Source organism: Actinomadura sp. 1N219 (assembly GCF_044326405.1).
Lineage (GTDB): Bacteria > Actinomycetota > Actinomycetes > Streptosporangiales > Streptosporangiaceae > Spirillospora.
This window is the reverse complement of sequence record NZ_JBIRAY010000010.1, coordinates 217,147-233,298: the sequence shown is the minus strand read 5'-3', so window position 1 is coordinate 233,298 and position 16,152 is coordinate 217,147. Positions and strand designations below refer to the sequence as shown.

General features: G+C 74.6%; 7 protein-coding genes. All 7 read left to right on the top strand.

Annotation, left to right across the window (positions count from 1 at the left end; all coding sequences use genetic code 11):
- Window positions 1–34 precede the first annotated feature (34 nt).
- The 7 genes from ACH35V_RS28275 to ACH35V_RS28245 are packed head-to-tail and all read left to right on the top strand — an operon-like array spanning window position 35 to window position 16,152.
- Window positions 35–1,042 carry an ABC transporter substrate-binding protein gene (locus ACH35V_RS28275; protein WP_395976687.1) on the top strand — a complete coding sequence of 336 codons (1,008 nt, stop codon included), beginning with the start codon at window positions 35–37 and terminating at the stop codon, window positions 1,040–1,042.
- Window positions 1,039–2,061: a FecCD family ABC transporter permease gene (locus ACH35V_RS28270; RefSeq protein ID WP_395976685.1), complete on the top strand. Its 1,023-nt coding sequence runs from the start codon at window positions 1,039–1,041 to the stop codon at window positions 2,059–2,061. Before ACH35V_RS28275 ends, ACH35V_RS28270 begins: the two co-directional genes overlap by 4 nt.
- The gene (locus ACH35V_RS28265; protein ID WP_395976683.1) at window positions 2,058–3,092 is read left to right on the top strand and encodes a FecCD family ABC transporter permease; all 1,035 of its coding nucleotides are present in this window, start codon (window positions 2,058–2,060) and stop codon (window positions 3,090–3,092) included. Before ACH35V_RS28270 ends, ACH35V_RS28265 begins: the two co-directional genes overlap by 4 nt.
- Window positions 3,089–3,883, top strand: a complete 795-nt coding sequence (locus ACH35V_RS28260) for an ABC transporter ATP-binding protein (RefSeq protein ID WP_395976681.1) — start codon at window positions 3,089–3,091, stop codon at window positions 3,881–3,883. The genes ACH35V_RS28265 and ACH35V_RS28260 overlap by 4 nt, the downstream gene beginning before the upstream one ends.
- A complete protein-coding gene (locus ACH35V_RS28255) occupies window positions 3,880–13,701 on the top strand; it encodes an amino acid adenylation domain-containing protein (RefSeq protein ID WP_395976679.1) in 9,822 nt (3,273 codons plus the stop codon). The genes ACH35V_RS28260 and ACH35V_RS28255 overlap by 4 nt, the downstream gene beginning before the upstream one ends.
- Window positions 13,698–15,110, top strand: a complete 1,413-nt coding sequence (locus ACH35V_RS28250; protein ID WP_395976677.1) for an MDR family MFS transporter — start codon at window positions 13,698–13,700, stop codon at window positions 15,108–15,110. The genes ACH35V_RS28255 and ACH35V_RS28250 overlap by 4 nt, the downstream gene beginning before the upstream one ends.
- The gene (locus tag ACH35V_RS28245) at window positions 15,103–16,152 is read left to right on the top strand and encodes a 3-deoxy-7-phosphoheptulonate synthase (RefSeq protein WP_395976675.1); all 1,050 of its coding nucleotides are present in this window, start codon (window positions 15,103–15,105) and stop codon (window positions 16,150–16,152) included. Before ACH35V_RS28250 ends, ACH35V_RS28245 begins: the two co-directional genes overlap by 8 nt.

Below are 16,152 nucleotides of genomic sequence, written 5' to 3'. Positions count from 1 at the left end.
ATTGACCCCCGCCCCCCACTCCCAAGGAAGAGCCATGCCCGTCTCCACCCGGAGCCCCTCCGCCCGGTTCCGTATCGTGGGCGCCGTGGCGCTCGCGGCCGCGCTGGCCGCCGGTTGCGGCTCCAGTGACGCCGGCACCGGCGGCGACGCCGGACCCACCAGGAAGTTCGTCGCCGACAACGGCACCATCACCATCCCGGCGAAGCCGAAGCGGGTGGTGGCCACCGGTTACGCGGTGCCCGCGCTGCTCGACTCGGGCGCCCCGCTGGTGGGCGTCTCCACCTGGCAACGCGGCCTGCCGATGATGGGCGCCGCGGAACGCGAGCGGTACGACGAGATCTCCAAGGTCGCCGGTGAGTCCGCCGCGGAGACCAACTACAACGCGATCGCGAAGGCGGACCCTGATCTGATCGTCATCGGGGTGCCGAAGCCGGCGCTCGCCGACATCAACATGAAGCGCCTGGAGTCCATCGCACCGGTCGTGACGCTCGGCCCGTCGGTGCCCAAGGCGTGGCGGGAACTGTCCCGCAGGCAGGCCGACGCCGCGGGCGCGCTCAAGGGCTTCGACGCCACCCGGACCGCGTACGAGCTGAAGGCCAAGCAGCTGGCCGAGAAGTACAAGTCCGTACTGCCCAAGCTGAAGCTCGGGCACGTCGGCGCCTACGGTGAGGTCGCCAAGGGCACCTTCCAGCGCGAGTTCCACGGTTCGTGGGGCACCAACGTGACGCAGGACATGGGCGCCAACTACTACGGCGCGGTCAAGGTCGAGGGCAAGGGCTCCAGGTCCGTCAGCGAGTACCCGTCGATCGAGGAGCTGCCCGACGCCTTCGCGGAGGCCGACGCGATCACCTATTCGCTCAAGGCGGACGGCTCGGTGCCGCCCCCGGTGCAGTCCGTCCTGGACTCGCCGCTGTGGAAGAACCTGCCCGCGGTCAAGGCGGGCAAGGTCTTCCCGCTGCGATACACCGAAGCCGCGACCTACCGGGAGGCGGAGATGACGCTCGACGCGGCTGACAAGGCCTTCGCGCCCCTGCTGAAATGACCGCCACGGCGACAGCTGCCGACAGCACCGGGTCAACGTGGGGTGCGCGGCGGCCGCTTCTGCTGCTCGCCGGGCTCGTCGCGCTGGCCACGGTCATGGTGGTCAGCGTTGGAGTGGGCGCGCACTTCACCGGGCCGGCCACGGCACTGCGCGCGCTGTCCGGGAGCGGGGACCCGAACGACGTCGCCCTGGTCCGCGACATCCGGCTGCCGAGAGGGGTGCTGGCCATCGGGGTCGGTGCCGCGCTCGCCGTGTCCGGGGTGCTGGTGCAGGTGCTGTCGCGCAACCCGCTCGGCGAACCGGGGGTGCTGGGCGTCACCTCGGGCGCCGGGTTCGCGATCAGCGTCGGGTCCGGCCTCGGGCTCACCGTGAACGCGCTCGGCGAACTGCTGGCGGCCGTGGTCGGCGCGGTGGCGGCGGCCGCGCTGGTCGCCGCGGTGGGCCGGCGTTCACCGCTGCGCATGCTGCTGGCCGGAATGGCTCTCAGCTCCGTGCTGACCGGTCTCACGCTGGGCATGCGGCTGATCTCGCCGACCGTGTTCGACAAGTACCGGTTCTGGTCGATCGGTTCGCTGGCCGGCCGGGAGCAGGCACCGAACACGGTGCCGCTGCTGGTGATCGCGGTCGCGGTGGCCGCGGCGCTGCTGCTGAGCCGCCAGCTCGCGGCCGTCGCACTGGGCGAGGCGGTGGCGCACACCCTCGGCGTGAACGTGACGCGGGTCCGGCTGGTCACGTTGGTGCTGATCACCGCCTTGGCGGGGGCGGCGACCGCGATCGCCGGTCCCATCCTGTTCGTCGGCCTGATCGTGCCGCACCTGGTGCGCCGGGCCGCGGACGGCTCGGTGCCGTGGCTGATCGGGTTCGCCGCCGTCCTCGGCCCGGTCCTGCTGCTGGCCGCCGACACCGCCGCCCGGGTGCTGCTGACCACCGGTGAGGTGCCGGTGGCCATCGTCACGGCCTTCCTCGGCGGACCCGCCCTGATCTGGGCGGTACGGCGGTATGGGGTGGCACAACCGTGAGCGCGACCGGAACCGCCCTGGTGCTGCGCCGGGGCCGCTTCTCAGCCCTGGTGGAACGCCGGACGCTGGTGTTCACGGCCGTGATGCTGGTGCTGCTGCTCGCGCTCGGGCTCACCGCGCTGTGCTACGGCGACGGCTGGACCAGCCCCGCGCGGGTGTTCGCCGCGCTGAGCGGGCAGCGCGGCGGCCCGAACGTGATGATCCGCGAGTGGCAGCTGCCGAGGGTGCTCGCCGCCGTGGTGTTCGGCGCGGCGCTCGGCACCGCGGGCGCCGTCTTCCAGAACGTCACCCGCAACCCGCTGGGCAGCCCGGACGTGATCGGCCTCGACGCGGGCGCCTACACAGGCGCGCTGGTCGCCATCACCGTCCTGTCCGGCACGCCCGCCCGGCTGACCGCCGGTTCCGTGCTGGGCGGTCTCGCCGCCGCGGCCCTGGTTTACCTGCTCGCGATGCGCGGCGGGGTCTCCGGGCTGCGGCTGATCGTGATCGGCATCGCGGTCAACGCCATGCTCACCGCGGTCAACTCGTGGATCGTGCTGCGCACCGAACTCGAGGTGGCGATCGCCGCCGTCGGCTGGAGCGCCGGCTCGCTCAACGGGCTCGGCTGGGAGCAGGTACGCATCCCGTTCTGCGTCATCGCGGTGCTCCTCGCCGCGCTGGTGACCCGGGCGCCGGCGCTGCACCAGGCGGCGCTGGGCACCGAGGTCGCGGTCGGAACGGGCGTGCGGACGGAGTCGCTGCAGGTGCAGCTGGTGGTGATCGGGGTCGGCTGCACGGCCACCGTGACCGCCGCCGCCGGGCCGATCGTGTTCGTCGCGCTGGCCGCGCCGCAGATCGGGCGGCGCCTCGCCCGCACCTCCGGCATCGGCCTGCTGCCGGCGGCGCTGACCGGCGCGGTGCTGCTGCAGTCGGCCGACCTGATCGCCCAGCTGCTGCTCTCGCCGGTATCACTGCCGGTCGGCGTCGTCACCACCGCCATCGGCGGTTGTTATCTGATCTGGCTTCTCAGCAAGGAGGTGCGGAGCGGATGACCAGCCGCCTCACCGCACGGGACCTGGCCCTCCGCTACGGCGACCGGGTGGTGTCCACCCGGCTCTCGGTCGACGTCCCGGACGGCGCGCTCACCGCGGTCGTCGGCCCGAACGCGTGCGGAAAGTCGACCATGCTGCGCGCGCTCGTGCGGCTGCTGCGGCCCGCGGAGGGCACGGTGACCTTCGACGGCGCCGACATCGGCGCCATCGCGGCCAAGCGGTTCGCCCGGTCGGTGGCGTTCCTGCCGCAGGAGCCCTCGGCGCCCGACGACATCCGGGTGCGCCAGCTCGTCGCGCGGGGCCGGTACCCGCACCAGTCGCTGCTCAGCGGGTGGTCCGAGGCGGACCAAGAGGCGGTGACCGGGGCGATGGCCGCGGCCCGGATCACCGACCTCGCCGAGCGCCTCGTGCAGGAGCTGTCCGGTGGGCAGCGGCAGCGCGTCTGGGTGGCCATGGCGCTCGCCCAGCGGACCCCGTACCTGCTGCTGGACGAACCGACCTCGTTCCTGGACATCACGCACCAGTACCAGCTGCTGGCGCTGCTGAGCCGGCTGCGCGACGAGGGCCGCACGGTGATCGCGGTGCTGCACGACGTCAACCAGGCCTGCCGGTTCGCCGACCACGTGATCGCCATGAGGAACGGCGCGGTGGTCGCCGAGGGCGCACCCGCCGACATCGTGGACGCCGCGCTGATCAAAGAGGTGTTCGACCTGCCGTGCCTGGTCGTGCCGGACCCGGTGACCGGCACGCCGATGGTCGTTCCCACCGTGGATCGAGGGAGCATCGCATGACCGACCTGCCCCTGACCGGCGCGCAGCTGGGCATCTGGCACGCTCAGCGGCTGGAACCGGACTCGCCGTACTACGTGGTCGGTGACGTGGTGGAGATCACCGGCCGCGAACCCGTCCACGTGCCCGCGCTGACCAAGGCGATCCGGGCGACCACCGAGGAGGCGGAGAGCCTGCGGCTGCGGGTCCGCGACACCCCGGACGGTCCGCGCCAGACGGTGTCCGCCGACGCGGTGCCCGCGCCCCGGGTGATGGACCTGCGCGCCGAGGCGGACCCACCCGCCGCGGCGCGGGCGCGCGTCGACGAGTTGCGCTGGCAGGCGGCCGACGAGTGCCGGGGGATGGTGGACCGGCCGCTGTCCGGCCACACCGTGCTCCGCCTGTCCGACACCGAGGTCTGGTACGTCCAGCTCAGCCACCACCTGGTGATCGACGGCTACACCGCGGCCATGCTGAACCGCCGTGTCGCCGCGCACTACACGGCCCTGGTACGCGGTGAACCGGCGCCGCCGTGCCCGTTCGCCGCGTTCGCCGACCTGGTCGCCGCGGACTCCGACTACCAGGTGAGCGACCAGCTCACCGAGGACCGGGCGTACTGGACGGACCGGTTCACTCCGCTGCCCGACCTCGGCGACACCGGCCACGCCTCGGGCCCACCGGAGCGAACCGTGGCGGCCGGCACGGTGCTGTCCGCGGAGCGGCTGGCCGAGTTGAAGACCTACGCCGAGCGGATCGGGTCGACCTGGGGCGAAGTGCTGATCGCGGGTTACATCGCGTTCCTGCACCGGGTGCTCGGCCACGACGACATGGTGCTCGCGATGCCGTTGATGTGCCGGTTCGGCAGGGCGCTGCGCACCCCGGCCATGACAGTGAACGTGCTGCCGCTGCGGGTGCGAGTGCACAAGACCGACACGCTCCCGGAGCTGACCGCGCAGGTGGCCGTGGCGTTGCGGGAGATGCGGGCGCACCAGCGTTACCGGGGCGAGAACCTGCCGCGGGACCTCGCGGTGCCGGGCGCCGGGGCGTTGCTGCACGGCCGGGGCATCAACCTGAAGGCGTTCGACCTCACGCTGGACTTCGCCGGAAGCTCCGGCGACATGCGCAACATCGCCGGTGGCCCGCCGGAGGACCTGGGGCTGAGCGTGCTCCCGACCGGGAGCGGAGGACTCTCCCTGGGGTTCGAGGTGGACGCCCGGACCCACGACCAGGCGGGGGTCGACGCGCGGCTCACCGGGTTGCTGACGCTGCTCGACGCGCTGACCGGGCCGGACGAGCCCACCGTCGGCACCGCGGACCTGGTGCCCGCCGACGCGCGGGCGGCGCTGCTCGGCAGCTGGACGACCCCGGCGGTCCCCGGGCGGCCGGCTCCGGTCCCGGACCTGCTCGACGCCCTGCCCGGCGGACGGACGGTGCTGGTGCACGGGGAGCGGCGGGTCACCGCGGGGGAACTCGCCGACCGGGTGCATCGGCTGGCGCGGCGGCTGCGCGCGCGGGGCGTCGGCGCGAACGACGTGGTCGCGCTGGAGCTGCCGCGTTCGGTGGAGTTCGTGGTGGCGCTGCTCGCGGTGCTCGACGCCGGGGCGGTGTTCCTGCCCTTGGACGTGGACCAGCCGGCGCGGCGGACCCGCGAGCTGGTGGCCGAGTCCGGCGCCGTGCTCGTCCTGACCCCCGACGACCTCGCCGAGGGCCACCCCGGATCGGCTCCGGAACCCGTCCCGGATCGACGGCCGGGCGACGGCGGTTACCTGATCTTCACGTCCGGGTCGACCGGGCGGCCCAAAGGGGTGCTGGTCCCCGCGCGCGCGCTCGCCGAACTGGTCCACCGGCAGCGGGCGACCACGATCGCCGGAGCCGAGCGCGCGGCCGGCCGGCGGCTGCGTGTCGCGCACACGTACCCGTTCGCCTTCGACTCCGCGCTCGACCAGCTCACATGGCTGCTGTGCGGGCACGAACTGCACCTTTACGACAGCGACACCGCACGTGACGCCGACGCCCTGCTGGCCGCGTTCGCGCGGGACCGCATCGACGTCGTGGACACCACGCCGTCCATGGCCGCTCCGCTGGCGGACCGCGGCCTGCTCGACGGCGCGCGGCGCCCGGTCCTGCTGGTCCTCGGCGGCGAGGCGACCCCGCCCGCGCTGTGGCGGCGGGTGCGCGACTCGGGGGTGCCCGCCGTCAACATGTACGGCCCCACCGAGGCCACGGTGGACGCCGCGAGCGCACCGGTCACGGGACCGGCGCCGGTGATCGGGACCGCGGTGCCCGGCACCCGTGCCTACGTGCTGGACGACGCGTTGCGCCCGGTGCCGCCGGGCGCGGTCGGCGAACTCTACCTGGCCGGACCGCACCTGGCGCTCGGCTACCTCGGCCGGACCGGCCGCACCGCGGAGCGGTTCGTCGCGGACCCGTTCGGCGCCCCCGGCGACCGCATGTACCGCACCGGCGACCTGGTCCGCTGGCAGCGGGAACTGGAATACCTCGGCAGGCGCGACGACCAGGTGAAGGTGCGCGGCCACCGGATCGAGCTGGGCGAGGTGGAGGCGGCACTCGGCGCGGTCCCCGGCGCCCGCGCGGCCGCGGCGGCCGTGCGCGGCACCCGGTTGGTCGGTTACGTGGTCGGCGACGTCGACGGCGACGCGGCGAGGTCATGGCTCGCCGAACGGTTGCCCGAGCACCTGGTGCCCTCGGCGGTGGCGGTGCTGGCGTCGCTGCCGGTCACCCCGAACGGCAAGCTGGACCGCGGGGCGTTGCCCGAGCCTTCCCGCACCGGCAGCGGCCGGTCACCGGCCACGGAGCCGGAGAGAGTGCTGTGCACGGTGATCGGCGAGGTGCTGGACGTGCCCGAGGTCGGCGTGGACGACGACTTCTTCGTCCTCGGCGGCGACAGCATCACCGCGATCGGGGTGAGCGGCAGGCTGCGCGAACACGGCTTCGACCTGCGCCCGCGCGACCTGCTGGCCCGCCGCGACTTCGCGTCCCTCGCGGCCGTGGTCCGGCCGCTGCGCGCCGGCCAGGGGACCGGCGAGCCCGACGAGCCGCTCGGCGACGTCCCGGCACCGCCGATCGTGCGGGTGCTGCTGGACGGCAACCCGGACCGCGCGGCCATCGCCGGGTACGCGCAGTGGACCGTGGTCGAGCCGGACCAGGACGTGCCGCTGGACCGGCTTCGCGCGGCCGTGCAGACCCTGCTCGACCACCATGACGCGCTTCGCCTGCGGATCGACCCGCTGACCGTGCCGCCGCCCGGCTCCGTCACCGCGGTCGTCACCGAGGCCGCCTCGGCCGACGAACCGGCGGACGTCCTCGCGCGCCGGCTGGCGGGCGAGCTCGACCCGGTCGCGGGCGACCTGGTCCGGGTGGCCGCGCTGCGCGGCCGATTGCTGGTCGTGGTGCACCACCTGGCGATCGACGGCGTCTCGTGGCGGGTGCTGCTGCCGGACCTTCGCGCGGCGTGCGCAGGTGAGCCGCCGACCCGGGTCACCACCTCGTGGCGGGCCCACGCGCTACGGCTGGCCGAACAGGGCACAGCGGGCGCCCGGCGCGGCGAGCTGCCGCACTGGCGGACCGCGCTGCGCCAGGCGCACCTCGGCGGGCGCGGGCTGGACCAGCGCCTCGACACCGTGGCCACGGCCATCGAGACCACCGACGTGGCCTCGGCCGATACGACCGCCGCCCTGCTCACCGCTCTGCCCGCCGCGTACCGCGCGGGGGTGGACGACGTACTGCTGGCCGTACTCGTCCTCGCGCTGCGGTTGTGGCGCGGGGGCGGCGTGGACGCCGAGACGGTCACGGTGGAACGGCACGGGCGCGAGGGCGAGCACGACGTCGCCCGCACGGTCGGCTGGTTCACCGCGGAGCACCCGGTGCGAGTGCCCGCCGACGCCGTCCGCGCCGACGCGGATCTGACCGACGCGCTGGCCGGTGGACCGGCCGCCGGGCGGCTGCTGCGCGCGGCGATGACCGCCGGCGGCGCCGTGCCGGGCGACGGTCTCGGCTACGGCGTCCTGCGCCACCTCGACCCCGAGGTCCGGGGCGTGGAGCTGACCGGGCCGCCACCGGACGTGCTGCTCAACTACCTGGGCCGGTTCGCGCCTGTACCCGGCTGGCGCCCGGCCGGCGAGAACCCGTTCTCGGTGTGCGAATCCGAGGCCAAAGCACTGGAGCAGGTGCTCGCGGTGAACTGCTTCGTACGCGAGGCCGACCGCCCGCTGCTCGCGGTGGAGTGGACGGCGGCGGGCCGGGTGCTGCCCGCGACCGCGGTCGAGGCGCTGGTCGAGGCGTGGCGCACCGCGCTGGCCGCCTTCACCGAGCATGCCGCACGGGTCGACCTGGACGGCCCCGCGGCCGAGGTGCTGCCCGCCACCGCGTTGCAGGCCGGGCTCGCGTTCCACACCGCGGTCCGCGACGACACCGACGCCGACGTCTACGTGGTCCAGGCGGTCAGCCACCTGCGCGGCACCCTCGACCCGGAGCGGATGCGGGCGGCCGCCACGCGGCTGCTGCGCACCCATCCCGCGTTGCGGGCGTACCTGGAGACCACCGCGTCCGGCGCGGTGGTCCAGGTGATACCCGCGCAGGTGAGGCTGGACTTCCAGGCCGTGACAGCGCGGCCGGAGGAGTTCGCCGAGCACTGCCGGGCCGAGCACCGGCGCCCGTTCGACCCGGGAACGCCGCCGCTGATCCGGTTCCTGCTGTGCGCACTCGGCCCGGACGAGCACCGGCTGGTGATCACCATCCACCACGCGCTGCTCGACGGCTGGTCGATGCCGCTGGTCGGCCGCACCCTCCTCGCCGTCTACCACGAGCTGAGCGGCGGCCCCGCCGCCCCGGTGGCGCCACCGTTGGCCGACTACCACCGGGTGCTGGCCTCCCGCGACCACGAGGCGGGTCTCGCGGCCTGGCGGGACGCGCTGGCCGGGCTGGAGTCCGGCACCCACCTGGCCCCGGCCGCCGCGAAGTCCGCCGTGCGGCGACCGGAGCGGATCGCGGTCCCGCTCGGCGCCGAGTTCACCGCCCGGCTGCTCGCGTTCGCCCGCGACCGCGGGGTCACCCCGGCCGCGGTGTTCAACACCGTGTGGGGGCTGCTGCTCGGCAGGCTGACCGGTCGGCGGGACGTGGTGTTCGGCTGCCCGGTGTCCGGCCGCCCGGCCGACGTGCCCGAGGTGGCGCGGATGGTCGGCCAGCTCGGCAACACGGTCGTGGTGCGGGTGCGGGCCGCGCCGGGCGAGACCGCCGCCGCCGTGCTGGACCGGGTGCACGCGGAATCCACCGCACTGACCGAACACCACCACGTCGGGCTTCCCGACGTACAGCGCGCGACCGGGCTCGGTGACCTGTTCGACACCATGCTGGTGATGGAGAACTTCCCGCTCTCCAGCCGCCACCGCGAGACCGTCGCACCGGGCATCGAGCAGACCGGTGTGGACATCGCCGACGCGACGCACTACCCGCTGACCGTGATGGTGCTGCCCGGCGAGGAGTTCACCATCGGGCTCGGCTACCAGCGGCACGCGTTCGACGAGGCGACGGTGCGCGGGTACGGCCGCTGGCTGCTGACGCTCCTGCACGAGCTGGTCGCCGATCCGGATCGCCCGGCGGCGGCGCTGCCGATGCTCGACGCCGGCGAACGCGCCGAGGTGCTGCGGTTCGGAGTCGGCCCGGAACCGGGCAGGCCGGCGGGCGGTGCGCTCGAGGAGTTCGGCACGTGGGTGCGGCGCACCCCGGACGCCGAAGCCGTGGTGTGCCGGGACCGCTCGCTCGGCTACGCCGAACTGGACCGCGCCGCCAACCGGCTGGCCAACGCACTGCTTGCCGCCGGGGTGCGGCCGCAGGACCCCGTCGCGGTACTGCTGGACCGCGACGTCGAGCTGGTCGTCGCGCTGTTCGGCGTCCTCAAGGCCGGGGCCGTGTACGTGCCGATGGACCCGGAGTACCCGGCGGACCGGCTGGCCTACATGATCGCCGACATCGGGCCGGCCGCCGCGGTGTCCGGGTCGGACGTCGAGGGGCTGCCCACCGTCGATCCGGCCGACCTCACCGGTCCGGCCACGTGGGACGCGGACCCGGTCGCCGCGCGCCGCGACGTCACGGACGACTCGCTGGCCTACGTGATCTACACGTCCGGCACCACCGGCAGGCCCAAGGGCGTCGCGGTGCCGCACCGCGGCGTGCCCAGCCTGGTGGCGTTGCAGGAGGACGTGGTCGGCATCGGCTCCGGCGAGCGCTACCTGCACTTCGCCTCGACCAGTTTCGACGTGGCGTTCTGGCAGTTCATGCTCCCGTTGCTGTCCGGCGGAACCTCGGTGATCGCGCCCGAGGAGGTACGGGTGCCCGGCGGCGAGCTGCTCGACTACGCGCGCCGCCACCGGGTGACCGGGCTGAACCTGCTGCCGTCGTTCCTGGCGGCCATGCCCGACGACGCGACCGTCGGCGCGGACGTGTTCTTCGTCGTCGGCGCGGAACGCCTGGATCCGGCACTGGCCGCCCGCTGGGGCGCCCGCCGCGCACTGTTCAACGCGTACGGCCCCACCGAGGTCACCATCAACTCGGTCACCTGGCGCTACGCGCCGGACGACCCCGGGCCGCTGCCGATCGGGCGGCCCGATCCGATGGTGCGCGCCTACGTGCTGGACGGCGGCCTGCAACCGGCCGGGGTCGGCGTGACCGGCGAGCTGTACCTCGCGGGACCCAAGCTGGCGCGCGGTTACGTCGGCCGCCCCGGGACCACCGCCGAGCGGTTCGTCGCCGACCCCTTCGGCCCCCCGGGGGAACGCATGTACCGCACCGGCGATCTGGCGCGCTGGCGGCCCGATGGGAACCTGGTGTTCCTCGGCCGCACGGACCACCAGGTCAAGCTGCGCGGGTTCCGCATCGAGCTGCCCGAGATCGAGACGGTGCTCGGGCGGCACCCGTCGGTGCGGGCCTGCGCGGTCGTGCTGCGCGCGGACCGGCTGGTCGCCTACGTGATCCCGGCGGACGGCGCCGAACACGACCCGGTGGCGCTGCGCACGCACCTGGCCGCGACGCTGCCCGATCACATGGTTCCGGCCGCCTACGTGCCGCTGGACCGGCTGCCGCTCGGCCCGAGCGGCAAGCTGGACACCGCGGCGCTGCCCGACCCCGCGCCGCGCACCCGCGCACCGGCCAGGGAACCGGCGACCGGGACCGAGGCCGAGGTGCTGCGGGTGTTGCGCACCGTGCTCGGCACCGATGACCTCGGCCCGGACGACGGGTTCCTGGAGCACGGCGGGGACAGCATCGCGTCCCTCCGGGTGGCGTCGATGATCCGGCGCACCGGCTTCACCGTCTCCGTCCGCGACGTGGTCGAGGGTGCGACGGCCGCCGGGATCGCCGCCCGGGCGGACCGCGCGGACACCGCGGAAGAGCCCGCCGCGCCGGCGGTCGGCGACGCGCCGCTGACCCCGGTCATGCGGGACCTGCTGCGCATGGCGGGGGCCACCGCCGCCCAGTTCTGCCAGTGGGTGCAGGTGTCGGTACCGCCGGGCGGCGACGAAGCTCGCTGGCGCGCCGCGCTGGACGCGGTGCTGGCCCGCCACGACGTACTGAGGGCGTACCTGGCCGACGATGTGCTGCGCATCCCCGAGCCCGGCACGGTCACCGGCGACGACGTACTGACCGTGGTGCGCACCGACGATCCGGCGGCGGCGGTCGGCGACCGGCTGGCCACCGCGCGGGCGGCCATCGACCCGTACGCCAGTCCCCTGCTGCGCGCGGTCGTGTTCGATGCGGGCCCGGACCGGCCGGCCACGTTGCTGCTGGTCGCGCACCACCTCGTGGTGGACGCGGTGTCGTGGCGGATCCTGCTCGACGATCTGCGCCAGGCGTACGAGACCGGGCGGCGACTGGTCCCGCACGGGCAGTCGTTCCTCGGCTGGGCGCACGCGTTGCGGGCCGCCGACCACGCCGGCGAACTGCCGCACTGGCAGCGGGTCGCACAGGCACCCGTCACGCCGCTGTCGGCGGTTCCCGCCGACCCTGCGCGCGACACCGTGGCCACGGCCCGCCATCACACACTGGCCATGGACCCGGCCACCAGCCACGCGCTGCTGACCACGCTGCCCGCCGCCTACCGCACGACGCCGGACACCGTGCTGCTCACCGCGCTGGCCCGCGCGGTGGCCGCCTGGCGCGGCGGCGAGCCGGACCTGCTGGTGGCGCTGGAAGGCCACGGCCGCCCGGCGGAGGCCGACCTCGCGCAGACGGTCGGCTGGTTCACCGCGGTCTATCCGGCCCGGATCACCGCCTCCGGGAAGTCGGCGGCCGACGCGCTGCGCCGGGTCCGCGACCATCTGCGGGCCGCGGGCGACGGCCTCGGTGTGCCCGACGGTCTGGTCCGCCGCCCCGAGATCAGGTGGAACTACCTCGGCCGGTCCGGCCCTTCCACCGGCGGGCCGTGGCAAAGCCCGGCGCACGCGGGGCCGCCGGGGTCGGCGTCCGGCGGCGCCGACGGCATGCCGCTGCCGTACCGGTTGATGGTCAGCGCGATGGTCGACGACCGGCTTCGGATCCGATTCACCTGGCCCGCCGCGGTCTTCTCCGACACCGAGATCGCCGAACTGGGCGACCACCTGCGCGCGGAGATGGACTCCGCGGTCCGGGAGCTGCCCGAGGCCGGGGAGATCGTGCCGCTGACCCCATCGCAGGAGCTGATCCTGGGCCCGGCCCGCGGCGCGGCCGACCCGTACCCGGTGCGGGTGGCGTTCACCGTGGCCGGACCGCTGGACGTGCCCGCGCTGCGGGCCGCCGCGGGCGCGCTGCTGCGCAGGCACCCCAACCTGGGCGCGGTGTTCCCCGCCGAGCACGACTTCCAGGTCATTCCGGCCGACCCGCGCCCGGACTTCCGCGCCGAGTTCACCGCGGACAGGTTCGATCTGTCGACGGGCCCGCTGTGGCGGCTCACGGTGGTGCCCGAAGGGCCGGAGCGGCACCAGGTGGTGCTGACCGTCCACGACCTGCTCTGTGACGTCTGGTCCGCGCCGCGCGTCGCCACCGAGTTGTTCGCGCTGTACGCCGGCGGGCCACTGCCCGAGCCGGTGCCGTTCACCCGCTACTCGCGGTGGCTCGCCGGCCGCGACCACGGGCGCGACCTGCGGGCATGGCGGGCCGAACTGGCCGACGCGCCCGCCGGCGGGCACTTCCGGGTCACCGGCGTGGACCCGGCCGAGCCGGTGCTGTTCGACCTCGACGCCGCCGCCGTGGCCCGGCTGACCGAGACCGCCGCTCGCGACGGCGTCACCGCGGACACCGCTCTGCAGGGCGCATGGGCCGCCGTGCTGGCCGACCGGTCCGGGCGCGAGGACGTCCGGTTCGGCGTCATGGTGTCCGGGCGCGGCGCCGGCCCGCCCGGGGTCGAGGAGATCATCGGTCCGCTGGCCAACACGGTCCCGGTGCGCGTCCGGCTGACCGGAACGGTCGCCGCCGTGCTCGCCGATCTGCAGGCCCGGCGGCAGGCCATGCTTGAGCACCAGCACATCGGACTCACCGAACTGGCGGAACTGACCGGGATCGCCCCGGTGGTGGACAGCGTGGTGGTGTTCGAGAACTCCCCGCCGGCCCCCGAATGGCCGCGCGAACCCGCGCCCGGGCTCACCATCACGGACGTCGCGGTGCGCGAGCACACCCACCACCCGGTGACCGTCACCGTAGTGCCCCGCACGGACGGCGGGTGGTCCGGTGTGCTCGGCCACCAGCGCGGCGTGCTGACCCGCGCGCAGGCGCGGGAGGTCGCCGACCGGCTCGTGGCGGTGCTGCGCACCCTGCCCGACCGGTTCGACGACGACGCCAAGGGACTTCTCCGATGAGCGAGATCGACGCGAAGGTGTGGCGGATCGCGTTCGTGCTGGTGCTCGGCACCGTGATGGCCACCCTGGACAGCACGATCGTGTCGGTCGCGGTCTCCGCGTTCGCCGACCGGTTCGGCGCGCCGGTCGCCGACGTCCAATGGGTGACCACCGCCTACCTGCTGGCCGTGGTCACCGCGGTGCCCGCGTCCGGCTGGCTGGCCGACCGGTTCGGCGGACGCCGCACCTGGCTCGTCGCGGTCGCCGCGTTCCTGGTGGCGTCGCTGCTGTGCGGGCTGGCGTGGTCGCTGCCCAGCCTGGTCGTCTTCCGCGTCCTGCAAGGGCTCGCGGGCGGCTTGCTGCCGCCGACCGGGCAGGCGCTGCTGGCCGGTGTCGCCGGCCGCGAGCGGATCGGCCGGGTGATCGCGGTGGTCGGGGTGCTGCCGCTGCTGTCCCCGGTGCTGGGGCCGCTGGTCGGCGGCGCGGTGCTGCACTCGGCGGGGTGGCGCTGGTTGTTCCTGATCAACGTCCCGATCGGGGTGATCGCGCTCGCGCTCGCGACCCGGCTGGTGCCCGCCGTGCCGCCGACGGCGACCGGTGCCCGGTTCGACTGGCGGGGCGCCGCACTGCTGTCCCCCGGCCTTGCCGTGCTGGTGTTCGGATTGACCAGGGTCGCGCACGGAAGCCCGGCATGGCAGGTGGTCGCGGCGCTGGTGGCCGGCGTGGCGATGCTCGCCGGATTCACTCTGCACGGCGTCCGGACCAAAGCCACCCCCCTGGTGGACCCGCTCCTGTTCATCCGGCCGCCGTTCGGCGTCGCGGCACTGGCGCTGCTGGCGTTGGGCGCTTCGGTGTTCGGCACGATGTTCCTGCTTCCGCTGTATCTGCAGGGACCCGGCGAACTGTCGGCCTGGCAGACCGGAATACTGCTCGCCCCGCAGGGGGTCGGGGCGGCCGCCGGGACCGTGCTGGTGACCCGGGTCGTGGACACGACGGCTCCGCGCACGCTGGTCCTCGGCGGGATGGCGCTGGTCGCGGCCGGCACGGTCGCGTTCACCCAGCTCGGGCACGGGGTGCCGGACGTGGTGGTCGCCGGTTCCCTCTTCCTGCGCGGGGTGGGCGCGGCCATGATCAGCACCCCGATCATGACGATCGTCTACCGCCGGGTGAGCCGGCCGCGGCTGCCGCGGGCGGCGGTCGCGCTGAACCTGCTCGGCACGCTCGGCGGCTCAATCGGCACGGCGGTGCTCGCCGTCGTCCTGCAAGCGAGGATCACCGCCCGCGCGGACCAGGCGGCGGCCTTCGGCGACGCCTTCTGCTGGGTGCTGGCTCTCGTCGCTCTCGCCGCCATCGCCGCGTCCGCGTTGCCGCGCCAGGTGAGCGCCGGTGACGCGGATCACGAACAGAAGAGGACCACCACGGATGCTTGACCACGACTCGTTCCCCACGCCTGCCGACGTCACCGCCGACACACCGCTCGACCCGGCGATGCGGACGGCGGTGTCCGCGCACCGCGAGACCATCGCCGACGTGCTCGCCCGGCGCGACCCGCGCCTACTGGTGATCGTCGGGCCGTGTTCGGTGCATGACCCGGTGGCCGCACTGGACTACGCGCGCCGGCTCGCCGACGCCGCCACACGGTTCGCGGACGACCTCGTCGTCGTCCTGCGCGCGTATCTGGAGAAACCGCGTACCGTCGCGGGCTGGGTGGGGCTGCTGCGCGATCCCACGCTGGACGGCGCGGGCGACATCGCCGGCGGCATCCGGGCAGGACGCGCCTTCCTGATCGACGCCGCCCGCACGGGGCTGCCGATCGCCTATGAGTTCGTCGACCCGGTTCTCGCGCCGCATGTGGCGGACACGGTCAGCTGGGCCGCGATCGGCGCGCGCACGGTGACCAGCCCGCCGCACCGCCAGCTCGCGTCGTGGCTGCCGATGCCGGTGGGGATGAAGAACACCCTGGGCGGCCGGATCGACCTGGCGATCGACGCCATCCGCGCCGCCGGGCTGCCGCACGTGTTCCCGGGCATCGGCACGGACGGCCGGGTCACCGCGCTGCGCAGCGACGGGAACCCGGCCGTGCACCTGGTGCTGCGCGGTGGCACGGTGCCCAACCATGACACCGCGTCGGTCGCCGCGGCGGTCAGCGCGCTCGCCGAGGCGGGGCTGCACAGCCGGATCGTGGTGGACTGCTCGCACGGGAACAGCGGCAAAGACCACAACCGCCAGCCGGTGGTGCTCGCCGATCTCGCCGACCGGATCGGGCGCGGCGACCAGGCGCTCGCCGGGGTGATGCTGGAGTCCTACCTCGCCGACGGCAGGCAGCGCCCAGACGCGCGACCGCTGCGCCCCGACCTGAGCATCACCGACGCGTGCCTCGGCTGGGCCCGGACCGCGCCGCTGCTGGAACAGCTGGCCGTCGCCGCGCGCCGGCGGAACGCCGCGGTGTCAAAGGAGCGGATCGGCAGGTGA